The sequence below is a fragment of the Marinomonas sp. BSi20584 genome, assembly GCF_002792415.1.
Taxonomy (GTDB): Bacteria; Pseudomonadota; Gammaproteobacteria; order Pseudomonadales; family Marinomonadaceae; genus Marinomonas; species Marinomonas polaris.
In genome coordinates this window covers 200,084-225,132 of record NZ_KZ454868.1, presented here as the reverse complement: position 1 = coordinate 225,132, position 25,049 = coordinate 200,084, and the positions used below count along the sequence as shown (strand labels likewise).

The window sequence follows — 25,049 nt, the reverse complement described above, 5'->3', positions numbered from 1 at the left end:
ATGATCGGGTTGATGATAAATAATTAAAACGCCGTTATTCGCGGAGGAAAAACGGCGTAAAATATCTAAGAAATGTATGTTTAGGTAGGGACTTTATGTCTAATTTAATGGACGCTATGTTTTTGGCTATAGTATTGAATCCAAATGGTCATGTTACCAGCGGCCATTGGTTTAGCAATAAAGTATCCTTGCCCGCACAGGCAGCCTATATCAATAAGTGCTTGTTCGTGTTCCAGTGATTCAACGCCTTCAGCAATGAGCTTGTAGTTGAAGGCTTTACTTAGCGCGACAATGCACGCGACGATAGCGCGATCTTCAGGATCGGATAAAATATTTTGAATAAAACTTCTGTCAATTTTTAAGGTGTTTAGTGGTAGCTGTTTCAAATAATTAAGAGATGAATACCCTGTACCAAAGTCGTCTAGCGCAACATGAATTCCTAATTTACAACACGCTTTTACGACCTCAACAGCATTGAGAATATCAGAGATTGAAACGGTCTCTAGTATTTCAATTTCCAGTAAGTTAGGGTTGAAGTTAGGTATGCTTTTGAGTAGTTGGTCTAGTCGCTGCACAAAATCCTTGCTCAGCAGATGAGCTGGTGCAATGTTGACGCTAATGACTAAATCATTTTTTTGCCAAATATTGTGTTGACGTAGTGCTTCTTGTAGCACCCATTCGCCAATTAAAACCCCTGTGCTTGGGTGTTCCAGTACTTCAGTGAAATCTACAGGGTAAAGAAATCCCATCGTAGGATGGTTCCAACGAATCAACGCTTCAACCCCAATTATTTTATGGTTCACCATGTCTATCTGAGGTTGGTAATGGAGCTCAAACTCATGGCGTACAATGCCTCGCTCGGCAGCTTGTAACATAGCTCGTCGAGCATATTGACGGCTTTCTTCCTCTGGATCAAAAAAAATAATGTTATTGCGTCCCATGTTTTTTGCTTGGTACATGGTTTGATCTGCCCTGCGCAAAATAGTATCGGCATCCAATCCGTCATTACTTACTAAGGCAACGCCAATACTGGCGGATACTTGAACCTGACAGTCGAATTTGGCTAGTTCAATTGGAGTGTTGATTAATTCAATGAGTCTATTGAGGAAACCTGAACATTCTTTTTCGCTTGATACATCACGTAATAGAAGGACAAACTCATCACCACCTATTCGAGCAAGTATGTCATTCTTTCGGGCTACTTGCTTAAGTCTATTAGCAATTGTAACTAATACATAGTCACCTATATCATGACCATAGTTGTCATTCACTGGTTTGAAGTTATCTAAATCAAGAAATGCGACCGCGGCAGCGTCTTCATTGATTACAATTTGCTGCAAGTTTTCAAGCAGTAAAGGGCGACTTGCTAACCCTGTTAAATTATCGTAATGAGCCATGTCATGGAGCTTTTTTTCTAACTCAGCTCGGTGGATGGAGCTTGTTATAGCTCGTATCAGTTGAGTGCTTTGTAGCTGGTTTTTGAGTAAATAATCACTGGCGCCGAGTCGCATAGCCTCAGCAGCAACTTCTTCGTCACCTAGCCCCGTTACCATAATTACAGCACAGTGGCTTTCCATTATTGTGCGTATGTTATTGAGTAGGGTGAGTCCAGAATTTAGTCCCAAGCGATAGTCAACGATGACACAGTCGTAATCGTTATTACTTAGAAAATCCATAGAGTCTTCTACCGAAGAGGCTTCTGAAATGCTGGTTTCTATATCGGATTTAGATAGCATCCTGCGTATGCGTTCACGGTCTACATCATCGTCATCAACGATAAGTAATTTTAGGGTGTGATCGTCATTAGTTTTTAACACTTCCATGATTATTTCTCCGTTCAGCTATTCAGTTCGACAGCATTTCTGTAGGCAACCAGTAAGTTCGATAGTTTCGCAAATTGTGGCCCAACGGCTGATTTCACCATGTATCCTGCCACGTTATTTTCATAGGCTCGAGAACGGTCGTTGTCATCATTTGATGTGGTGAGAATGAAAATAACCGTATCCTTTAGATTTGGGTCGTCACGAACGTACTCTAAAAATTCGAAACCGTTCATTACGGGCATATTTAAGTCTAGTAGAACTAAAAAAGGAGACTTTAAAACTCTTGTTGGATGTCTGTTTTCAAGTATTTCAATTGCTATATTGCCATGTTCAGCAAAAACTAAATTTATATCCGGTGCTACTTTTTTTAGACCGCGAGTGATGGATTCAGCTGCCACATCGTCATCTTCAACGATGAGTACGCTTAGCTCTTTAATCATGAGTGTCTTTCCTTAAAAATCGAGGCCACCAAACATGAAAAGTAACGCCTCGTTGATGTTTATTTGCTTCAACGCTGATGCGTCCTCCATAGGTTTCTACCAAGCGGCGGCTTACTGAAAGGCCAATGCCAGTACCACTGCGTTCACTGGATGTTACTGTTTGGAATAAACGGAAAATACGTGTGAAAGCTGCTTCTGGAATACCAGGCCCATCATCGCAAATAGTAAAATGACAAAAGTTATTCTCAGCTTTACAAGTAATATCAATTGTTCCTATTTCTTTGTCATGATGCTTAATGGCGTTGCTGATGAGATTGCGCATAACAGTTTCAAGAGGAGTCCATACGGAGGTAAAGTTTTCTAGTTGAATATCCCTCGATATAGTGATTCCTTCAGGTATTACTATTAGTTCAGATATATTGTCTAGAAGAGTGCTTACGTGAATTTCTTGTGTGCTAGCGTCTACTTTTCCTGCTCTGGCGTAGGTTAATAAATTGTCAATCAATTGCTCCATGCGTTGGATGCGAACCTCAATTCTGCTGAGGTTTCTAGTCACATCAGGTAGTGCTTCAGGCCCAAGATCTTCTTTAACCCATTCAAGTAAATCCGCGATGCCACGAAGAGGAGAGCGTAAGTCATGAGAGGCAACGTAAGTAAATTCTTCCAAATTTGTGTTGGTTTCACGAAGTTCCAATTCCATGCGTTTTCTTGGCGTAATATCTAATAAGGAAACAAGTACCATGTCATTTCCTTCCTCATCTTCAAAGGGACTGAGTCCAATTTCTACTGGGAACTCACGGCCATCTTTATGTAGTGCGGTAAGGTCTCGACCCACTCCCATCATTCTGGGTGTTGGGCTTTGATGAAAAGAATGACGCAAATGATCATGATGTTTGCGATAGCGCTGGGGGAGGAGTATGTCCATCGACTGGCCTATCAATTCTTCTGAGGTATAGCCAAAAGACTCACAAAGAGCACTATTTGTTAGGTGAATAATCCCATTGGAATCAACTACTAAAACACCGTGAGGTGCATCCTGTATTGATCTCTTGAGCATATTGCTTGCGCGTTGTCTTGTTGTTAGGTCAATTAATGTCGCCAAGACAAAGGTTTTTCCCTCTTGCTGTATCGGATTTAAGCCAATTTCTATTGGAATATGTTCACCATTTTTTTTCCGTGCATAAAGGGCTTGTCCGACTCCCATTTGACGTTTACGGGGTTGACTAAAGAATTGCATCATGAGCTTTTTGTGGTTAGCCTGAAATTCGATAGGGAGTAAAAAATCAATATCTTCCCCTAATAGGTCTTCTGATGAATAACCTAGTATTTCGGAGAGTGTGTCATTGACGAACAAAATTCTAGCATCAGTACTGACCACCATCGCGCCCATGGGTAAGCAAGTAACTAACTGTTGCAAAAAAACATTACCTTGCAACGTATTGTCACTTACAGGATTTATGTTTTCTGTTGTGCTGTTACTCATTCTTTAATCCAGATATAAATATATTTAATATGTTAGTCTAGGAATGGTAAAGCAGCAATTGACCAAATAATTAGATTTGTTAACAAAAGTATCTATTACAATGTGATGATGCGAATTGTTTGGTAAGAAAAGGTGGGGTTCCCTTATTAAACCTTAATTTCAGATAATAAGGGATAATTGAAATAACAATATTGAATATTAGCTGCAGGGTAGCTGTACAGGATTGGTGCTAAATAGGTACCCATCAAAATTTGGATCTTGATGTTCAGATAATAACATTAGTGTATCTTTAACGTTTTCTAAATGCCTCCACATTGCCATGCGTGCAATATCAGGCTTCTTTTGTTGTATCGCAAGAAGTATATTTTCATGGTCAACTAACCATTTTTTTCTATAAGCTTGATCTGTAATGTGTGAATGCAGTTGTTTCCACATAGGACTATTTTCACGCCGTTCCCATAAGTTTTCAACGAGATCGACCAATACGCTGTTTTGCGTTGCTTCGGCAATAGCCAAATGAAACAGTTTGTCGGCAGCATGATTTTGATCAGCCGTATCAATGTTTTGTTTTTCGAGCTCCAAAGCATCACGCATTTTGATGATGTCTTTTTTTGTTGCTTGGGTGGCTGCAAATTCCGCTACGTGACTTTCCAGCAACTGCCTTGCTTGCATCATTTCAAAAGGGCCAACATCATCGTTGTCTAGAGATTCTTCAAACTTGTCAGATGATTTAATGTTAGTAGGCTGCTTTAGAAGATAAATGCCACTGCCTTTGCGGACTTCGACAATCTCCATTAGCTCAAGCATGATTAATGCTTCACGAAGCAAGGTTCTGCTCACGCCTAATTGCTCGGCAATATCGCGTTCGGGAGGTAAACGGTCTCCTACCTTATATTGGCCTTGCCTAAGTTCCTCGTATAACTTAAGTCCCACCTCTTGGTATAGGCGCTTTGGTTTTACAAGAGTATTTATCATAGCTTTCTACTTTATTTAGCCAATTCAATGAAAAGATTAGATATAGATGTGTTAAAAAAAGAAACATTCAAATAATGAGCGACTCTTATTTACCGCTACAGCAGTAGCACTAAGATAAGAGTCGCTTGATTTAACTTATTTGTCGAGTGCTTTTATTGCCTTAACATAAGGAGCAATAACAGGGTTTTGCTCTGCTTCCTGAAACATTGGAGCAACTGCTTTGATGAAAGGGTCTTTATCAACATCAATGATCTCTACGCCCATTTTAGTTGCTTTTTTCAACTCTTCTTCTGTGTATTCACCCCAAATCTTTTTCATATAAGCGGTAGCATCTTTACCAGCAGCTAATACGGCAGCTTTGTTTTTATCTGATAGTTTTTCCCAGGTTTTAGTGCTGATTACTAGCACATCAGGAATCATCGCATGGCCATCACGAGTATAATATTTAGCCACTTCACCATGACGATAAGTCGTTACTGCGCCAATGTTGTTTTCTGCACCATCAACAACGCGCTGTTGTAGAGCAGTATACAATTCACCAAATGGTAGTGGCGTAGGAGAAGCACCCATCAGCTCCATCATTTTGATCGCGCTTGGGCTTGGTTGAACACGTATTTTCATGCCTTTCAAATCTGCAGGAGAGTGTACAGGCTTAGATGTGTAAAAATTACGCGAGCCAGCATCAAAATAAGCGACACCAATAAAGCCATATTCTGCAGAAGAACTTAAAATTTTCTGCCCAACATCTTCACTCGCTAGTGCGCGATAGAAATGTTCGCGATCTCTAAAGATATAAGGGATATTGAAAGCGCCATAAGCAGGATCAAATGATTCAAGCTCACTGGCATTTGACTTAGCCATATCTAGCGCGCCGCTTTGCAACAATTCTAAAGACTCGCGTTGAGTGCCTAGTTGGCCATTTGGATAGACGCGTACTTTTAAATCCCCATCAGTTTTTTCTTGTATTTCATCCGCAAAGAATTTGAGTGCTTTGTGAACTGGAGACTTTGTGTCGCCATTATGACTCAGCTTTAGCGTTTCAGCGAAACTCATTGATGAAGCGCCCATCAAGCTACCTAAGAGTAGTGCAGAGGCAACATGCAGCTTAGTTTTTTTAATATTTAACATTTTCGAAATCTCCGTTTTTGTATTTTTATATTATTTTCACGTTTTCGGATAAGCAAAGAGTGCAAGGTGTTTCGTTATGAGTTTGCATAATTGCACGCATATTAATTTTGGTCAACCAATCTAATTAAGTTAGTTGACCAAAATTAATGTTTGGTTCAATATGTCGTCGATTGGTGAAAGCTATTGTGGGCTTTTTATCCCTTCTGGAGGTGGTAAATGACGAAATTTATTTATGTGGTTGACCGCATATTATCTACATTTTGCGTCACTTTGATGGTGACTCTTGTGGCGTGCGTGGTTTGGCAAGTTTTCTCTCGTTATGTTTTAGGTGCACCCAGCACTTCAACAGATGAATTAGCTAGATTCCTATTCATTTGGGTTGGTTTGTTAGGCGCTGCATTTACTTTAGGTAAGAAAAAACATCTGGCGATGGACTTTATGTTATTGGCATTAGAAGGGCGAAAAAAAGCCATTCTGCAAATGGTAATTACTCTAATAGGCCTGTTTTTTGCCATTGTCATAATGGTGTTTGGTGGCGGTTCATTAGTAATGAAAACACTGAGTAATGGGCAGCTTTCTCCAGTTTTAGGTCTAGAAATGGGCTGGGTTTATTCCGCAATTCCGATAAGCGGAGCCTGTATGATTCTCTATTTATTACGCGATCTTTTGGCTCCAACGCAAGATTAAAATTCTCTACATGCTAGACGGTAGCGTCTATTCGTTACCTTATTTAGTGATTTAAAAATTCTAATAATAAGGATAAAAAACGTGGAATGGTTAGTTGCACTCGTTCTATTCGGTAGTTTTTTCACAATGTTGGTACTTGGTGTACCGATTTCCTTTTCCATCGCGATTTCCTCGTTGTTATCCATCATGGTATCGCTGCCTTTTGATGCTTCACTTTCTGTCGTTTCACAAAAGCTTGCCTCAGGAATGGATAGTTTTACGTTATTAGCTATTCCGTTTTTCATATTGGCGGGAAATATCATGAATCGAGGCGGTTTAGCCCTACGACTTATTGAATTTTCCAAGCTGCTTGCTGGGCGTTTACCGGGCTCTTTAGGGCACGTCAACGTCATTGCAAACATGCTTTTTGGGTCAATCTCTGGTTCTGCTGTTGCTGCTGCCGCGGCGGTTGGTGGCACTATGGCGCCGTTGCAGAAAAAGAGCGGCTACGACCCTGTTTTTTCAACTGCAGTAAACATTACTTCTAGTCCTGCTGGTTTGTTGATCCCACCCAGTAATGCTCTGATTGTCTATTCTCTTATTTCTGGTGGCACTTCTGTTAGCGCTTTGTTTCTAGGTGGCTATTTGCCTGGTCTATTGATGGGCGCCTGTGTCATGTTGGCTGTTGCTGTGGTCGCTAAGAAGAAAAACTACCCAGTATCTGACAGGATTTCTCTAGGAGAGGCGGGTAAAGTTACCTTTAGAGCCTTACCTAGCTTGGGGCTTATTGTTGTCATCATGGGCGGTATTATTGGTGGCGTATTTACTGCGACAGAAGCATCGGCCATTGCCGTTGTGTACTCCTTGTTGCTGGCGCTTATTTATCGCGAAGTGGGTCTTAAGGATATGCCGAGTATTATTCTTGGCTCCATCATGACCGCTTCCATGATTATGTTGTTGATTGGTGCGTCTATGTCGATGGCATGGGCAATGGCAAATGCAGATATTCCTTATGCTGTGAGTGATGCGTTACTCGCCTTGTCTGATAACCCAATTATCATCTTGTTGATTATTAACTTAATTCTGCTTGTTGTCGGTATCTTCATGGATATGACGCCTGCATTGTTAATCTTCACGCCTATTTTTCTACCTATTGCGTTAGAGCTTGGTATCGATCCTGTTCACTTCGGCATCATCATTACGTTCAATTTATGTATTGGTATTTGTACTCCTCCTGTAGGCAGCGCGTTGTTTGTCGGCTGTTCTGTGAGCGGTGTGAAAATCGACCAAGTGATTAAGCCATTATTGCCAATTTTTGGTTTGTTGGTATTGGCGTTATTGGCGGTAACTTTCATTCCAGAAATTAGCCTGTTTTTACCTTCGCTTTTACTTGGATACTAGTTTAGAAGCTTGCAGATTTTAACGATATTTGGAGATAGATATTTATGAAGCCGATTAATAATTGGAAGCTTCTTGGCGCTGAAGACAACCGTGTCAACATTGAATGTGATGGCCGTCATGTTTTGCATTTTTTCGTTTTAGAATCCAACGTGATTCGTGTATTGCTAAAAAAGAACGGTAAGTTACAACTCAAAAATAGCTGGTGTATTTCCCCTAATGACAGTCTTAATGGCAGTGAAATGGGTTGGGAAGGCCGCGACCGGATGAGTACTGAAGGGTTTACTTGCCCAGATTTTACCGTCGCAGAACAAGATGGCCAGCTAAGCATTGTCACATCGTCGCTACGAGTCACTTTATCGAAACCATTGAAGCTGACATGGGAATATGCCGATGCTGCTGGTGAATGGCATTACCTTGCTGCAGATCGTCACAGTGGCGCTTATATGTTGGGTGTTCAAAGTAACGACATTCACCATTATATGGCGCGTGATTTGTCTGAAAAGTATTACGGATTGGGAGAGAAAACCGGTGACCTAAACCGTCATGGCTCTCGCTACCAAATGCGTAATATCGATGCCATGGGTTACGATGCTAAAAATACCGATCCACTGTACAAGCATATTCCTTTTTACATAACCAAAACTGAGCAAGCGAGTTTCGGGGTTTTCTACGATAACTTGTCAACCAGTTGGTTTGATTTGGGTAACGAGCTAGACAACTATCATGGTTACTACCGTAGCTATCATGCTGATGAAGGGGATCTAGATTTTTACTTCATGTACGGTGAAAAAGTCGTTGATGTGACTAAAACCTACGTGAATCTAACGGGCCGAACTATCTTTGGACCGAAATGGAGCCTTGGCTACAGCGGTTCTACCATGCTTTATACGGATGCTGAGAATGCTCAAGAGCAGCTTGGTGACTTTATTAAGCACTGCGAAAATCACAGCATGCCTTGTGATTCTTTCCAGCTTTCTTCTGGTTATACCTCGATTGGTAATAAGCGTTATGTCTTTAACTGGAACACCAGTAAGGTGCCAAATCCACTTAAATTGAGCGCAGACTTTCATCAGGCTGGCCTTAAATTAGCGGCTAACATCAAGCCTTGTTTGTTGCAAGATCACCCACGATTCGAAGAAGTGGCGTCGCAGAATTTATTTATTCAAGACTCTGAGTTTGATGCGCCTGAATCTTCTCAGTTTTGGGATGATTCTGGCTCACATTTGGATTTCACTAATCCGAATACTATTCAATGGTGGAAAAAGAATGTCACTGAACAATTGCTTGAAAAGGGCATTGATTCCACTTGGAATGACAACAACGAATACGAAGTCTGGGACAGTAATGCTCGCTGTTTTGGCTTTGGTAAGCAGACGCCGATTAAGCTAATTCGTCCATTGCAACCATTGTTAATGATGCGTGCTTCTTATGAAGCTCAAGTAGAATTTGCCCCTAACTTGCGACCATATTTGATCTCTCGTTCTGGTTGCCCTGGTATGCAGCGTTATGTGCAAACATGGAGTGGCGATAACCGTACAAGCTGGCAAACTTTGCGTTACAACACACGCATGGGTGTTGGCATGAGTCTTTCCGGTTTGTACAACCTTGGTCACGACGTAGGTGGCTTCTCGGGCGATCGTCCAGATCCAGAATTGTTCGTGCGTTGGGTTCAAAACGGTGTCATGCATCCTCGCTTTACTATCCACTCTTGGAACGATGATAAAACGGTTAACGAGCCTTGGATGTACCCAGAAGTAACGCCGATCATTCGTGAAGCCATGACGTTGCGATACCGTTTGATGCCTTACTTATACGATCTACTTTGGCAAGCGCATAAACATCATGAACCTATGTTGCGTCCGACCTTTTTGGACCACGAGGCCGATGCTCGTACCTACGAAGAAAGCGATGACTTTTTGCTAGGTAAAGACCTATTGGTGGCGTCTGTGGTGGAGCAAGGTCAACGAACTCGCTCTGTGTATTTACCTGACAATGGTGATGGTTGGTATGACTTCCACCGTAAGACTTGGTATGCCGGCGGACAAGACATTTCCTTGCCAGCCGCTCTAGAAGAGATTCCTTTGCTTGCACGTGCTGGCAGTGTGATTACTACCAGTAATCGCATTGCTCACGTGGATGCAGAAAAAGACACCCAACGTCAGTTGCTTGTTTTCCCATTTAAAGGAGCAGGGCAGCGTGACTTATCCGTGTTTGATGACGATGGGCTTTCAACTGGCTATTTAGATGGCAAGTATCTGTTGCTGAACATAACGTTGAAATCCGATCTTGAACGAATTGATCTCAATATTTCACGAGAAGGTGAATGGCAACCAGCTTACAAAGAGATGAGCTTTGTCTTGCCAGAAAATGAGCAACGTCCTTTCTATGTCAATGGTAAGCGAGTAGAGCGTTCTCAAGCTGTCGCTCTTAGTAGCCTTATATGAGCCGAGGAAATGACATGAAAAACTTTATGACAGAAGATTTTTTACTAACAACGGAAACGGCGAAGCGCTTGTACCATGAATACGCAGCTGATCAGCCAATATATGACTATCATTGCCATTTGAACCCTCAAGAAATCGCCGAGAATCGTCGTTTTACCGACCTTGGCGAAATCTGGCTGGAAGGCGATCATTACAAGTGGCGCGCTATGCGTGCCGCGGGTATTGAAGAGCGTTTAATAACGGGCGATGCGAGCTTCAAAGATAAATACCAAGCATGGTCGAAAACCGTACCTCAGTGTATTGGTAACCCTATTTACCATTGGACGCATTTAGAATTGCGTCGTCCTTTTGGTATTACGGATGTATTGTTTTCGCCTAAAACGGCCGATGTTATTTGGGATCAATGCAATGAAATGTTGCAGCAACCTGAGTTTTCCGCACGCGGCATCATGCAGCAAATGAACGTGAAAATGGTTGGCACCACAGACGACCCCGCCGATAGCCTCGAACATCACAAGTTTCTTGCCAATGACAGCAGTTTTGATATTGCCGTTACGCCAAGCTGGCGTCCTGATCGTGCTTTTAAAGTCGATCATGTTGGCTTCAAAGATTACTTAAATAAACTCGGTAAAGCGGCTGATAAAAACATTGAGCGCTTTAGTGATTTGATCGCAGCTTTGGCTCAGCGCCTTGAGGTATTCGATGCTCATGGTTGTCGCAGTGCCGACCACGGCATTGAAATCATGCGTTTTGCTAGTGAGCCAAGCGAAACGGAATTGGACGCTATTTTATCGAAGCGTATTAATGAGCAGCCTTTAACTGAGCTTGAAATCGCACAATTTTCCAGTTCCGTTCAAGTATGGCTAGGTAAGCAATACGCCAAAAAAGGTTGGGTGATGCAGCTGCACATTGGCGCGCGTCGTAATAACTCTTCCAGAATGTTCAAACTGATTGGTGGTGATTCTGGTTTTGACTCCATGGATGATCGTGCCTTTGCAGAACCGTTGTCTGGTTTCTTGAATGCCTTGGATCAAAGTGACGAGCTACCGAAAACCATTCTTTATTGCTTAAACCCAATGCATAACGAAATGTTGGCAACTATGGCGGGTAATTTCCAAGGTGGTGGCGTAGCTGGCAAGGTGCAATTCGGGTCAGGCTGGTGGTTCAACGATCAACTAGATGGCATGCAACGTCAACTAACCAGCGTGGCGCAAATGGGCTTGTTAAGCCAATTTGTCGGCATGTTAACGGACTCCCGTAGCTTCTTATCTTACACCCGTCATGAGTATTTCCGCCGTTTGTTGTGCGAGATGATTGGTGGTTGGGTTGAACGAGGCGAAGCGCCAGCAGACATGGCGTTATTAGGCGAGATGGTAAAAGGGATTTGTTCGGAAAATGCCAAAAAGTACTTTGGTTTTTAAGGTACTGGTCTCTAAAAATATAAGGAATCATCATGATTAGCATAAAAACAACAAATACCTTATACGCACCAGAAAAGGTGGATGTTGGCATTGTTCATATTGGATTGGGCGCTTTTCATCGTGCGCATCAAGCGGTTTATATAGAAAAAAATCTCAACCGAAATCAAGGTGGCAATTGGGGGATTTGTGCCGTGAATATTCGCTCGAATAGCCAACTGGTTGACGAGCTTAAAGCCAATAGCTGCCGCTATCATATTGCGGAATACCAAGACAGCCAGAATGTTGAATTGCGTGAAATTAACTCGATTCGTGATGCCTTGTTTGCTGGGACAGACAAAGAGCCTTTATTTGAAAAGCTCGTGTCACCAATGACAAAAATCGTCACGCTAACCGTTACTGAAAAAGGCTATTACCTAGCGCCCGCGGACAAAACATTGCGTCAGGACGATCCTAGTATTCAGGATGATATCCAGAATCCAACGACGCCAAAAACTGCACCGGGTATCTTGGTTGAAGCCTTATATCGTAGAAAAGAATTGAATCTACCGCCGTTTACTATTTTGTCTTGTGACAATATGCCGAATAACGGCAGTTTAACGCGTCGAGCGGTATGTGAGTTGGCATCTCATCGTTCAGCAGCGTTTGCTCAATGGATTGAAGACAACGTGGCATTCCCAAGTTCCATGGTGGACAGAATTGTGCCAGCAATGTCGGATGATTCCCGCGAGCGATTGCAAAAGGAGCTTAATTGTCACGATCAAAATGCTGTGATGTGTGAAGCCTTTAGCCAATGGGTTGTAGAAGATAACTTCCCGCAAGGTCGACCAGATTGGGAGCATGACGGTGTGCAAATGGTAAAGGACGTTCACCCGTTTGAAACCATGAAACTGCGCCTGTTAAACGGCAGTCATTCATTGCTCGCTTATGTTGGGTTGGCGGCCAAATATAAAACCGTAGCTCAAGCGGTTGCGGATGAAAAGTTCGCCAGCTTGATTCGTCACTATATGAGCGTTGAAGCAGCTCCAACGCTGGATTTACCAGAAGAAGTAAAGGTTCATGAATACATTGAGGGCTTAATCAGTCGTTTTGCCAATGACAGTTTGCAGCATCAATTGTCGCAAATTGCGATGGATGGCTCTCAGAAAATTCCTCAGCGCTGGTTAAATGGTGCGGAAGAACTGTTAGCGAATAAAGGTTCTAACAAGAGTGCTGATAAAGCGGGTCTTGCCGCAACAGCTCTTGGTGTGGCTGCTTGGCTATTTTATGTACGAGGTGAAGACCTTGAAGGCCATCAACATAAGGTTGATGACCCAATGGCACAAACATTAAGCGACCTTCATAGTCGTTGCTTTGACCCTGAAAGCTTGGTCCATGAAGCCTTAAAACTGAACGATATTTTCTCTACAAAACTCAGCCAGAACGAGATTTTTTCTCATGCTGTGCTGAATGCTTATCAAACAATTATTTCAAGCGGTGTTGCTGAATGTCTGTCATTTAACAACAGACTATTAAATAACAACACAGCGAATCTCGGAGGATAAAATGGAACATACATGGCGTTGGTTTGGACCAAATGATGAAACAACTTTGACGGATATTCGTCAAACAGGTGCAACGGGTGTAGTAACAGCTTTACATGAAATTCCTAATGGCGAAGTGTGGCCAGTAGAAGCAATTAAAGCACGTAAAACCATGATAGAAGCTCATACACTTCGTTGGTCTGTGGTAGAAAGCGTACCAGTACACGAAGATATTAAAAAGCGTACGGGCAATTACCAAGAGTATATTCAAAACTATAAGCAAACTCTGCTTAACTTGGCTGAATGTGGCATTGATACTGTGTGCTACAATTTCATGCCGGTATTGGATTGGACACGTACGGATTTGGATTATGAATTGCCAGATGGCTCTCGTGCTTTACGTTTTGACCAAACGGCTTTTGCTGCGTTTGAGTTGTATATTCTAGAGCGCAAAGGCGCAGAATCTGAATACAGTGACGAAGAAAAAGCGCAAGCGAAAATTTTCTTAGAGAACCTAAAGCCAGAAGATAAAGACCGCTTAGTCGCCAACATCATCGCAGGCCTTCCTGGGTCCGAAGAAAGCTACACCATAGAACAATTCCGCGAAAAATTAGATGAATACGCTGGCATCGACAAAGACAGACTTCGCGAGCACCTTAAACTTTTCTTAGAAGAGATTGTGCCAGCGGCAGAACAAGGCGGCTTGCGTTTAGCGATTCACCCAGATGATCCACCACGTCCGATTCTTGGCCTGCCGCGTGTTGTCTCTGTTAAAGACGACATCGAATGGTTGCTTGGTGCTGTGCCAAGCCCTGTAAACGGTATTACTCTTTGTACTGGTTCTTACGGTGTTCGTGCAGATAACGACTTGGTTGATATGGTGCAACGCTTCGGTTCGAACATTTTCTTCACTCACTTAAGATCAACCAAGCGCGAAGAAGTAGCGGGTAGCTTCCATGAAGCGTCTCACCTTGGTGGCGACGTAGACATGGTTGGTGTGGTTCGTGCGCTTCTTATAGAAGAGAAAAAGCGTAACGACAACAATGCTCCGAGCCTAATACCCATGCGACCAGACCACGGCCATCAAATCCTTAATGACCTAGAAAAGAACTCAAAACCGGGTTACTCAAAACTGGGTCGAATGAAAGGTTTGGCAGAAGTTCGTGGTTTAGAGCTGGGTTTGAAAAGCACGCTTTAACCTAGTGAATTACTAAATCTAAAGAGTTATCTAGCTTGAATGCAAAAATGCCTTCTGTGCCAATGCGGAACAGAGGGCATTTTTTTCGGCCAATATTTTGATCATTTTTTTTGTAAAAAATAAAAAACACATTATTATCGAGATAACAGTTTATGACTAAAGCATTTTATTAAAAAGATTCTTACTATTCATGGATTATAAATCTGTAAAATAGAATGCAAAAAATATTTTTGCATATTAGGAGGTATTTATGTCGGACAATAATCCATTTCCAAACTCAGAGTATAAAGGGTTTATATTTTCAAAATCTGATATGAGTGGCACTCAATTTGATTGTGTAAACCTATCCGATTCGAAATTTTGGGTGGAGTTAAAGAATGCTAAATTTTCTGATTCAAATTTAGAGGCATGTGCGTTTGATGATGTTAATCTTTCTCATAGTACTTACGAAAATATCAATTTGAGTTGTTCAAAATTTAATAATGTTAATATGTCAAATACCTCTTTCACAAACTTAAACCTTGAAAATACCGAGATAAGTAATGCAAATTTACTTGGTATGAAAATTAATGGTGTGCTTGTTAGTGATTTATTTGAAGCTTACGAGAAAAATAGCTAATAAGTCGCTGATTGGCTGCTCTGGAAACGATTAGGGCTACTTTGGAGCATAGAGAGAAGAGGAGAGGCGCTTGCAATTCGCAAAAGCGTAACGTTATCTTGGCAACTGATTCAGCAAATATCCGCTAATTAATACCGAGAATGTATCGAGGATTAAAATGTCTCTAGTTTTGGGATATAGTGCAAAAACTAGAGGATTATTTTGGTTGGCCATCCTCTTAAAACGATTGTTTGTACAAAGTCACCAAAGATCAATGGTTTAAAAAATCTGCAAAACAGGATACTAAGAACACTATGGCAATAAGTGAATTTGAGATAAAACGTACAGAATCTGAGTTAGATAAGTATTTAGCTAAGAATCGACCTCCTGCCCATCTTAGACATCAAGTCGATATAGGATATCGTATATCCGGCCAAAGCGTAGAGTTATTTGAAATTCGCCCTCATTGGAAGGCGGTAGACTCAAAAATTGAAAAGCCTGTTGCGAAAGCTACGTTTGTAAAGACTAAAGGCTATTGGAAGGTATTTTGGATGCAACAAGATCTGAAATGGCATAGATACGATTCAAACCCCGAAGTGAGTAGGATAGAAGATTTTCTGCAAATTGTAAGTGAGGATGAACACTCTTGCTTCTTTGGGTAATTTTTTCTATTCATTTATCAGAAGAGTTCAGTAATATCGCCGACTATCATGCTAATTACGGCACGGGCTTTACGTTTATTCACGGAAATTGAAACAGACTAGTCCCTGTGGATAGACATTATGTCAGTTGGAAAAGGGGGCGGAAGTGCGAAAATCAGACAGGCTTTTTCAGTTAACCAATATTCTGCGTAAGCACCAACCCATTACAGCTAAGCAGTTGGCCCAAAAGCTGATGGTGTCAGAAAGAACTATTTATCGTTATGTTGATGATTTGTCTTTATCTGGAATACCCGTTTATGGCGAGCCTGGTGTCGGGTATCGGTTGCTAGAGGGGTTCGAGTTACCACCCTTACAGTTGACGCCAATTGAGCTAGAGGCGTTGATTGCCGGCGTAAGTTTTACGGCGTCTTTGACTGGAAAGAAATTTGCTGCTTCGGCACACTCTTTATTGTCAAAGATTGAGGCAGCATTGCCTAAAAAGTCAAAGATGATTTCCAGCGAAGATCGAGTGATTAGGATGCCGGTAAGGCATCGTGAATCCACAACATATCAGGTATGGGAGGAAATACATTCAGCTATAGAAACAGGATGTTGGCTGAATATTGGTTACAACTCACTTTCAGAAATCGTGACATCGAGAGTTGTATTTCCTCTAGGGCTATTCTATTGGGGCAGCCGATGGACATTAGGTGGTTGGTGCAAGCTGCGTGGTGACTACAGAGACTTTAGATTGGACCGCATAACCAGATTAAATTCTTGTGAAGATGCGAGTGTTTTGCCAAAAGATGTTTCTTTGTCAGCATACATTGAATTTAAAAATACGAAAGTTGACTGACACAATGCTGTCAGTAGTGAAGCCTTAGAGTTGGAGCTTAACCCATAACTGAGGCACTGACATGATAAAGAATAACAACATAGATAATATTGGCGGTATGGAGTTTGCGACCTTTAGGCTTAAAAAAGGCGTAACTGAAACCAGATTAGTAGAACTATCACATCAAGTAGAAGCCGAATTTCTTAGTCAGCAAGAGGAACTCATTCTTCATTTTCTGGTTCGTGGAACGGATGGTGTTTATGCCGATGTGGCGATTGCTAGTTCGCAGGAAAAAGCTGAGGAGTATTGCCAGCAGTGGCTGAGAAACAAGGTGGCGCTAGAATACTTAGAACTTCTTGATAAAGAATCCGTAAATATGACTTTCTGGTCGAAAATTAATTAAAAACCTAGCCAAGGGCCCACAGGAAATCAACGGCTTTGCTTTTGTCTTCTGTGGGCTTGCTATGATAGGTAAGTAAATTTTGTGGTAAATCAAAAATAGAATAGTGACTTCATAAACGGCATTATTCTTTGTACTGGTTCTAGGGCATCTGCATTGATAATGACTTAGTTTATGTTGCAGAACATGTTGCTTCTAATAGCTTTTTCCTTTTCTTAAAATCAAGAAAATCTTATTTAAATCCGATCAGAGCATGATTGTTAAATTTTCAGCAACTTACAAAAACGTCAAATCTGGCCACTTGAAATTAGCCCGATTAAAAGGTCAATAAAATGTTCTTGGTTTAGAATCGAGCTTGAAAGAAAATTATAAATTCTGATAACTAAATGGAATGTCTGTATATAAATTAGATATCCCTCTTTCGTTTTTAACATTTAAATCTTGTGCTTGTTTCTTCCTTTTTTATCGGTTTTTTTGAGGGTGAACGTTTAAATAGATTAATTTATTGAATACAAAATAAGTAGGCGCTATTATGCATCGATTTTATGCATAAAATCTTAAGTGTTCTATTTTGGTGCGTTTTTCTGTGATTATTTCTTTTAGCTTTAACTTTAGATGTAGGTTTGAAGGTGATTATGGAAAATTATTTTATAATGGAGATGTAATAAATAGTTTATGAAAAATGTTAAATTAAGTGTGTTGCTTTTTTCTAGTTATGGGTTGATTATTTTTGGCTTGATTGTCGTTCTTGTATTTTCTTTTACTCGTATGAGTAACATCAATGACCAATCTACTATTATTTCAGAAGACTGGCTTCCATCGGTTAAGCTGATTGAAAGTATTAACACTCAAACCGCAGATTTACGTAATTCTGAAGCTGTTCATATTCTTTATGATACATCTGAGGAAAAGATAAGATTAGAAAAGGTAGTAGAAGAGCAAAAGATTAGGATTGAACAGACAATCAGAGACTTCAGTGCATTAGTGTCTGATAACAATGAAGAAATAAAGTTATTAAAACAATTTGAAGCGAGCTATAAAGACTATTTAAGTATTGAAAATAAAGTTTTTACCCTTTCAAGACAAGATGAAGATGATGCTGCGCGTTCTCTTTTTCTTACTGAATCACTTAAAAAGTATAATGAGTACTCATCCTTTCTAGATAGACTTTCTGCTATAAGTAGCAAAGGCGCTAAGTCTGCGAGTGATAACGGTGATGTTGTTTATCAAGAGTCTACTTCTATGCTTAGTATAGTCGCCGTAGTTATTATTGCTGCCGCCCTTATTATTGCATTTTATATTACGCGCACATTGACTCAGCAAGTCGCCTATATTCAAAATGCAATGACTCGCTTATCAAGTGGTGATTTGAGCATCCGTCTAGAAAATGTTTCTCGTAATGAATTAGGTATATTAGCGGGTCATTTTAATAAAACGGTTGAGCAGCTTTCTAAAACGGTAAATGAAATCCAAGATGCCGCGACTCAATTGGCTTCAACATCAGAAGAGTTAAGTGTCGTCACGGAAAAATCGACTCAAGACATGCATCATCAGAACGAGCAATTAGAGTTAGCTGTTTCTGCTGTTACCGAAATGACATCAGCCGTGGAAGATGTAGCGCGTAATGCCGTCGCCACTTCAAAAGATTCTGATACTGCAGATGAGCGCGCTGAATTAGGTCGTGATCAAGTTCAACAAACCATAAAAACCATTCAGTCTTTATTGACCGAGTTGAAGACTACAACTCAAGGCGTTAATGATCTAGCAGGGCAAGTTAGCAGCATTGGTTCGGTGCTAGATGTAATTCGTGGTATCGCAGACCAAACGAACTTATTGGCACTGAACGCAGCGATTGAAGCGGCTCGTGCTGGCGAAACAGGTCGAGGTTTTGCTGTTGTGGCAGATGAAGTACGTGCATTAGCACATCGTACTCAAGAGTCGACAAAAGATATTGAAGTAATGATTCAATCTGTGCAAAGCGGAACGGATCTTACTGTAAGTTCAATGCAGCGCAGCCATGAAAAAGCCAACGCCACATTGGAGATTGCTAATTTGTCTGGGGAAGCGCTTAAATCTATCGCAGAGTCTGTTTCTCGAATTAATGACCAAAACATTGCTATTGCAAGTTCTGCCGAAGAACAAGCTCTTGTTGCACGAGAAGTAGATAAAAACTTGTTAGCTATTCGTGATATTGCGAATGAAGCGGTTGCTGGAGCAAATCAATCCAGTGCAGCGAGTTTAGATCTTGCCCGACTTGCAGAAAACCTAAGTGGGTTAACGAATCGTTTTAAGCTATAAAGTTTTAGCTATTAAATAGCGATTCACACAAGCTGATAAAAGACCGAGTAGCAGGCGCTACTCGGTCTTTTTTATTTCAGCCAAGTAACTTATTAGTCAAATTTCACACGGTCTGTTTTAAGCAAAGCTGCGCTGCTGGAGTTAACCAGTTTGTCGTTCTTTCTTTCAATGAAGAAGACTTCTAGATTTTCATTCTTAGCGATTTTCGCACCCTCTACAGGGCCTAGACATAACATAGTGGTTGCCCACGCATCGCTAACTCTAGGGTCCGTGCCAAACACAGATGCCGATATAAGATTATGAGTAATGGGTTTGCCTGTGCTTGGGTTGATGATGTGAGAATACTCGACACCGTTATCATCAAAGTGACGGTTATAAGTACCTGATGTATCTAGCGTAACGCCATCTTCATTTTTGACAGTAATAACTTGATAGACTTTTGGGCCGCCTTCGGCAGAAGGAATAGGGCTCTGAATGGCCACTCGCCATTTATCGCCATTAGGCTTGTGTCCTTTAATCTTCATGTCACCACCAAATTGCACCATGTAGTTTTGGTAGCCTTTGGATTCTAATACATGGCTTAACTTGCCAATAGTGTAGCCTTCGCCCATAGAGGAGAAATCAAGCTGTAAAAAAGGACGAGTTTTACGAACGCGTAAATTTTCTTCATCTACTTCAATTTTATCAATGCCGAGTTCAGATGTAAGTGCAACAAGTTCTTCTGGTGTAGGCACATGAAGTTTGTCGGTTTTGAACCCCCATAAATCGAACAAAGGTCCAATAGTTGGGTCGTAACAACCTTCCGATTTTGTATGTATATCTTGGGCAATTTGGACAAGCTCGACAAAGTCTTGAGAGACTGGCTGCCAAGCTACAGATGGGCTACGGTTGAATTCGGAAATGAAAGAATCAGGACGATAAGTAGAAAGCTCTTTGTCTATTTGGGCAAGCGTATCGTTAAACGCCGCTTGCACCTCGGTGACTGGAACCGCGTCTTCAGACCAAAAGCTTATTTGATACGTCGTGCCTTGGGCATAACCTTCAACAGTTTCAAGTTTTGGTGGTTCACTGCAACCCACTAAAAAAGTCGTCATCAGTAGGGCGCTAAAACCCGTAATAGCGGTGGGATTAAAGCGAGATTTTGTGGATGTAGCCATACAATATAAGCCTTGTTAAGAAATAAAACGCGATAAGTTTATCAGCCGTTTATGATCAACTCTATCAAACTGCCTAGCATCCACACTAATGTGCATTTTTGCTAAATTTCTTGCTTCACTGCAACCGGATATTTATCTTTGACTCTTAAAGTTCTGGAAGAAGGCCACTTCTTACAGCACCGGGCGATATTCCTGTCATTCGTTTGAAGGCTCGACTAAATGAAGCCGCAGAGCCATAGCCAAGTCGATCGGCAATTTCGTCAAGTGACAGGTTATCTTGGCTGATCCACTGACTTGCTAGGCGCATGCGTAGGTTGCCTAAATATTGCTGTGGTGTGGAATGGGTTAATTCGGTAAAGCGTTCAGCAAAGACAGATCGTGATACCCCCATTTCTGACGCCATATCTGCCACCGACCATTGTCGTCCAGGTTCATGATGCAGGGCAGATAAAACCTGTGCGAGTTTCGGGTCGCGCATTGCTTCAACCCAGCCGCATACATTGCATCCAATCTCTACCCAGCGACGTAAAATGGCAGCAGCCACTACATCGGCAAGTCGTGTCAAAATTACGCTATATCCTGGTCGTTTAGCCTTCAATTCCTTGGTCATCACATCGAGGATGGCAGGAATTTGCGGATCATAATCTGGTACCGTTTCAATATGCATTACTTCTGGCTTCAAATGAGCTAACGGATGAAACCAGCCCAAGTCGAATTCCATGGCGCAACTGAAAATAAAATTGTTCTTTGATCGGCATATTTCAGTGTTGCAAACGCTTATTTCTGACGTGGCATCACATAATTGCACTTTTTCAAAGGCATTAATACTGACTAGCGGCACACCATCTTCGCTATAAAGATCATGGGTTCCTGCACAAGGCATTAATACTGCATCACCGCATGCAAGCTGGTGTACAGCTCCGCTTCGAGTTCGTAAAAATGCTGAACCCTGTCCAATGAAATGAAAGTACGCCAATCTTTTATCTGATTCCTCTCCAAATTGCAGGCCAAACGGAGCGGAAATTTCGACTCGTCTGTATTCAAGGCCCTTAAGGCGTACGCCAGACAGAAGTTCGTTCATCATATCGTGTCGGGCTTCATTGGTGATGTTGTTTGTCGAGGACGGTTGCATAGTTCTCCGGACGATATGGTATGAATTTAAGACATATTGGTATATATCGTCTGGTCTGTCCATATTATTCTGTACGCAATATACAAACATTCATTTCAAGAGGACTTTCGATGACGAATACATTAAATGCGTCTCCGGCGCAGGTACAAGACGTACCTGCTTGGGGGGCAGTAATAGCCATGACGTTAGGTGTTTTTGGGTTAGTTACGGCGGAGTTTCTGCCAGCAAGCCTTCTAACACCAATGGCTTCCGATCTTTCGATTACTGAAGGGATGGCAGGCCAAGCCGTTTCGGCTACCGCTATTCTTGCGGTATTTGCCAGTCTTTTGACCGCTACTGTTACCCGCAGAATGGATCGCCGTTATGTTTTACTGGGATTTTCAGTGCTGTTAATTATCTCGAATATTTTGGTTGCTCTCGCACCTAATTTCTTCCTGTTGTTAGCTGGTCGTGTACTACTTGGCATTGCACTTGGTGGTTTTTGGACCATGGCTGCCGCCATTGTTATGCGGTTGGTTCCTGATAAAGACATTCCTCGTGCGTTAGCTATTCTGTTTAGCGGCGTTTCGGCAGCCACTATATTTGCTGCTCCGCTCGGCAGTTATCTTGGTGGTACTATCGGCTGGCGTAATGTTTTCCTGTTGGTAGCCTTGCTTGGTGTTCTGGTCCTTGCTGTCCAGTTTGCTACTTTGCCGAGAATGCAACCGCGTGGCCGAGCAACATTAGGTACCCTGATCGCGGTGATGAATCGCCCTCGAATGAAATTCGGCCTGTTAATGCTGGTGCTTATTTTTACGGGGCATTTCGCTTTATTTACCTACGTTCGGCCGTTTCTTGAAAATGTGACAGGTGTCGCAACTGCTGGTATTTCGGGTATTTTATTGGGTTTTGGTGTTGCTAATTTCATTGGTACTTATATAGCCGGAGCCTTGATTGCGCGATCATTGCGCCTAACCCTTACGCTTATGCCGTTGATCATTGGTTTGGCTGGAATTGGTATGGTCAGTATCCAGGGCGCTGTTGCACCAACGGCTATATTGGTGGCTATCTGGGGAATGGCGTTTGGTGGTGTGCCAGTTGCTTGGTCGACTTGGATTACACGCAGTGTTCCTGATGAAGCCGAAAGTGGTGGTGGACTTCTGGTTGCTGCTATTCAAGTTGGTATTGCAACCGGTGCAGCAGCAGGTGGGCTTGTTTTTGATGTTAGTGGTGCGTTTGGTGTCTTTACAATCGCCGCTCTGATACTTCTGGCTGCCGCCATTATTGTCACGTTTGGTTTGCGAACTGATCCAGTAAAAGTCGCACAAAGCGTTTAAATATCCTCTCTCTAATGACTCAAATCACCCCGATTATTTCATCATAATCGGGGTGATTTTTATCCATTTGATATTGGCGGCTCAATGCGCGTTGTTGTAAAGAGTTAGTTAATTAATAACCGTAAACCGAGACATGTCATTAGCAAGCCAGTAGCCCGTTCGATTTATTACCAAAAGATCGTTGCTTATTTGTGTAGAGATATATTCTTATAGCTTACTTTGACCTAGTATCGGTATCTTATTGGCAGTAGGACTTCGACTCAGTCTATGAAATCGGTTAGCAAAACCATCAACGTTAAAAGACTTATACTTTATCCTTTGGTTACTTTGTTAACCGTTTTAATGTTAGGAGAATATGCCTTTGTCTTTTTTAAAAAAGACAAACTAGAAGAGCAAAAAAAGTATGTCGATACTCTTACTAAAACGCTTTCTGAAGTGATACAAAAAGAAATTATTGTTGTTACGTCAGCAACAAGCATGCTTGAAACGTTGCTGAGACAGGATCATTTCGCAACAACAAATTTTAATGATTGGAGTAGAGAGATCCTTTCAATTAATGAAAATGTAAGTAACCTTCAATTAGCGCCAGGCGGCATAGTTATGGATATTTTTCCATTAGAAGGCAATGAGCAGGCTATCGGACATGATTTGTTACATGATCCTAAGCGTAGTATAGGAGCGAGAATAGCAGTCGATAGCAAAGAGCTTACATTTATTGGGCCAGTACGTTTGATTCAAAACAATCGTCTAGCGGTGATCGCCAGAAAGCCAGTGTTTAGATATAAAAATCAGCAAGAAACATTTTGGGGGTTTACGATTGCGCTGATTTATGTCGAAGAGCTTATGGGGGATTTGTTGTCAGGTCTTGATGATCTTGGCCTAAATTATCAGCTTATTGGCAGTAATCCAGACTCATTGACTCAACCCATTATTGCAGCATCAATACAACCCATATCAAATCAAGCAATGCAGTACCCCGTGCTAGTGCCTAATGGTGAGTGGCTTCTTTCTGTTGAATATCACTTTGAGAGTCTAACTGATGATTTTTTATACCATGGCCTTATTTTATTGATGGCTAGTCTACTAAGTTATTTTGCCTTTATTTATGAAAGGAAGTCGCAGCTTCAGCAGATAGAGCTTGTTAGTTTGAATCAACAACTTGAGTCGCTGGCTTATTTTGATTCGTTAACTGGATTGCGTAATCGACGTTCTGCATCTGATATAGCTCAAGAATTGTTCCATTTGGCTCAGCATAGTCAAGTTCCATTAATAGTTGCGTTTTTAGATATTGATTACTTTAAGCATGTAAATGATGTGCATGGTCATCAGGCAGGAGATGTAATTTTAAAAGCTCTTTCAAATTTGTGTGCAAAGAGCTGCAGGGAAAGCGATATTATAGCTAGATGGGGAGGAGAGGAGTTTATTGTTTTTCTGCCGTATACAGATTTAGATTACGCATTAGTTTTCTGCGAAACGTTACGCAAGAACATTTCTATGGAATGTTTTATGTACGAATCAGAAAAAATTGAATTCACGATTAGTATTGGTTTATCAGAAGTAGCCCCCGCTGATAAAAGCATTGAAGATGTGATTAAACGCGCGGATGAGGCGCTTTATCTAGCTAAGAAGAATGGCAGAAATCGTTGTGAAGTTTCTTTGGGATAGGTGGTAAAACCATAAAATAGCTTCATTTTTCTGCGGTGGATAAGCATTTTTAAGGAGCATATTTCGTGCATAAGGTTTTTGTCTTTGGGACGTTGAAAGAAGGTTTTCCGAATTTTAAAACAAACAAAGGTATTCGTTACCGCGGCGACTTTAAAACCAAAGAGCGTTATCCGTTATACCTTGTTGGTGAACGATTTTCGCCTTGGCTTGTTTTACTGTCAGGCGAAGGCTATCCAGTGAAAGGGCAGGTATTTGAAGTATCAGATGACGTCTTAGCAGAAATGGATGCGCTGGAAAGAATCACCGCCATAGACGGTTATCGTAAAGTCAGTATTCCAGTAATCTGCCTAGAGTCTGGTGATGAAATAAACGTCTTAGCCTATGGCAAACCACCTGAAATGCTACAAGATGTTCAGGTTATGCAAGAGCTAGCTGGCGATTATTGCCTTGAGCATGCAGCGCTCTATCGTAGTCGGAATATCAAATAAATGAGCGAGGCAAGCTCGTA

21 protein-coding genes are annotated in these 25,049 nt (G+C 41.6%); 14 read left to right on the top strand and 7 right to left on the bottom strand.

What is annotated here, in order from left to right; genetic code table 11:
- Positions 1-104: 104 nt before the first annotated feature.
- The 5 genes from TY87_RS01075 to TY87_RS01055 form a co-directional block, all read right to left on the bottom strand.
- Positions 105-1,823, bottom strand: coding sequence for a GGDEF domain-containing response regulator (locus tag TY87_RS01075; protein ID WP_100185689.1), 1,719 nt, complete (start codon positions 1,821-1,823; stop codon positions 105-107).
- A gap of 14 nt (positions 1,824-1,837) precedes the next feature.
- Positions 1,838-2,263 carry a response regulator gene (locus TY87_RS01070; RefSeq protein WP_100185688.1) on the bottom strand — a complete coding sequence of 142 codons (426 nt, stop codon included), beginning with the start codon at positions 2,261-2,263 and terminating at the stop codon, positions 1,838-1,840.
- Positions 2,256-3,746, bottom strand: coding sequence for a sensor histidine kinase (locus tag TY87_RS01065; protein WP_072839987.1), 1,491 nt, complete (start codon positions 3,744-3,746; stop codon positions 2,256-2,258). The genes TY87_RS01070 and TY87_RS01065 overlap by 8 nt, the downstream gene beginning before the upstream one ends.
- 198 nt (positions 3,747-3,944) lie before the next feature.
- Positions 3,945-4,721 carry an FCD domain-containing protein gene (locus tag TY87_RS01060; protein WP_072839988.1) on the bottom strand — a complete coding sequence of 259 codons (777 nt, stop codon included), beginning with the start codon at positions 4,719-4,721 and terminating at the stop codon, positions 3,945-3,947.
- Between the two features lie 135 nt (positions 4,722-4,856).
- Positions 4,857-5,849, bottom strand: a complete 993-nt coding sequence (locus TY87_RS01055; protein WP_100185687.1) for a TRAP transporter substrate-binding protein — start codon at positions 5,847-5,849, stop codon at positions 4,857-4,859.
- Between the two features lie 216 nt (positions 5,850-6,065).
- Between TY87_RS01055 and TY87_RS01050 the strand changes: the two genes are divergently transcribed.
- From TY87_RS01050 to TY87_RS01000, 11 genes are all read left to right on the top strand, one after another.
- Complete coding sequence (locus tag TY87_RS01050; RefSeq protein ID WP_100185686.1) at positions 6,066-6,536, top strand: TRAP transporter small permease; 471 nt, start codon at positions 6,066-6,068, stop codon at positions 6,534-6,536.
- An 81-nt stretch (positions 6,537-6,617) separates the two neighbouring features.
- Complete coding sequence (locus TY87_RS01045) at positions 6,618-7,916, top strand: TRAP transporter large permease (RefSeq protein ID WP_100185685.1); 1,299 nt, start codon at positions 6,618-6,620, stop codon at positions 7,914-7,916.
- 44 nt (positions 7,917-7,960) lie between these two features.
- On the top strand, positions 7,961-10,360 hold the full coding sequence (locus tag TY87_RS01040; protein WP_100185684.1) for a glycoside hydrolase family 31 protein: 2,400 nt from the start codon (positions 7,961-7,963) through the stop codon (positions 10,358-10,360).
- A gap of 14 nt (positions 10,361-10,374) precedes the next feature.
- Positions 10,375-11,781, top strand: coding sequence for a glucuronate isomerase (gene uxaC / locus TY87_RS01035; RefSeq protein WP_100185683.1), 1,407 nt, complete (start codon positions 10,375-10,377; stop codon positions 11,779-11,781).
- Positions 11,782-11,813: 32 nt separating this feature from the next.
- Entirely contained in the window at positions 11,814-13,322 is a 1,509-nt protein-coding gene (locus TY87_RS01030) for a mannitol dehydrogenase family protein (RefSeq protein ID WP_100185682.1), read from the top strand.
- A gap of 1 nt (position 13,323) precedes the next feature.
- The gene (uxuA, locus tag TY87_RS01025; protein ID WP_100185681.1) at positions 13,324-14,499 is read left to right on the top strand and encodes a mannonate dehydratase; all 1,176 of its coding nucleotides are present in this window, start codon (positions 13,324-13,326) and stop codon (positions 14,497-14,499) included.
- Between the two features lie 250 nt (positions 14,500-14,749).
- Positions 14,750-15,118 (top strand): pentapeptide repeat-containing protein, encoded by a 369-nt coding sequence (locus TY87_RS01020; protein ID WP_072839996.1) that lies wholly within the window; start codon positions 14,750-14,752, stop codon positions 15,116-15,118.
- Positions 15,119-15,411: 293 nt separating this feature from the next.
- Positions 15,412-15,759 (top strand): DUF3024 domain-containing protein, encoded by a 348-nt coding sequence (locus TY87_RS01015; RefSeq protein ID WP_232617029.1) that lies wholly within the window; start codon positions 15,412-15,414, stop codon positions 15,757-15,759.
- Between the two features lie 145 nt (positions 15,760-15,904).
- The gene (locus TY87_RS01010; RefSeq protein ID WP_100185679.1) at positions 15,905-16,594 is read left to right on the top strand and encodes a helix-turn-helix transcriptional regulator; all 690 of its coding nucleotides are present in this window, start codon (positions 15,905-15,907) and stop codon (positions 16,592-16,594) included.
- Positions 16,595-16,655: 61 nt separating this feature from the next.
- Entirely contained in the window at positions 16,656-16,976 is a 321-nt protein-coding gene (locus TY87_RS01005; protein WP_100185678.1) for a hypothetical protein, read from the top strand.
- Positions 16,977-17,648: 672 nt separating this feature from the next.
- Positions 17,649-19,271, top strand: a complete 1,623-nt coding sequence (locus TY87_RS01000) for a HAMP domain-containing methyl-accepting chemotaxis protein (protein WP_100185677.1) — start codon at positions 17,649-17,651, stop codon at positions 19,269-19,271.
- Positions 19,272-19,363: 92 nt separating this feature from the next.
- Here the strand turns inward: TY87_RS01000 and TY87_RS00995 are convergent, their stop codons facing one another.
- Both TY87_RS00995 and TY87_RS00990 read right to left on the bottom strand, forming a co-directional pair.
- A complete protein-coding gene (locus TY87_RS00995; RefSeq protein WP_100185676.1) occupies positions 19,364-20,428 on the bottom strand; it encodes an FAD:protein FMN transferase in 1,065 nt (354 codons plus the stop codon).
- 145 nt (positions 20,429-20,573) lie between these two features.
- A complete protein-coding gene (locus TY87_RS00990) occupies positions 20,574-21,560 on the bottom strand; it encodes an AraC family transcriptional regulator (protein ID WP_100185675.1) in 987 nt (328 codons plus the stop codon).
- 110 nt (positions 21,561-21,670) lie between these two features.
- Between TY87_RS00990 and TY87_RS00985 the strand changes: the two genes are divergently transcribed.
- The 3 genes from TY87_RS00985 (at position 21,671) to TY87_RS00975 (ending at position 25,029) form a co-directional block, all read left to right on the top strand.
- Complete coding sequence (locus TY87_RS00985) at positions 21,671-22,876, top strand: MFS transporter (protein ID WP_072840003.1); 1,206 nt, start codon at positions 21,671-21,673, stop codon at positions 22,874-22,876.
- Between the two features lie 267 nt (positions 22,877-23,143).
- Entirely contained in the window at positions 23,144-24,541 is a 1,398-nt protein-coding gene (locus TY87_RS00980) for a sensor domain-containing diguanylate cyclase (RefSeq protein WP_100185674.1), read from the top strand.
- A 65-nt stretch (positions 24,542-24,606) separates the two neighbouring features.
- The gene (locus TY87_RS00975; protein WP_100185673.1) at positions 24,607-25,029 is read left to right on the top strand and encodes a gamma-glutamylcyclotransferase family protein; all 423 of its coding nucleotides are present in this window, start codon (positions 24,607-24,609) and stop codon (positions 25,027-25,029) included.
- Positions 25,030-25,049: the final 20 nt, after the last annotated feature.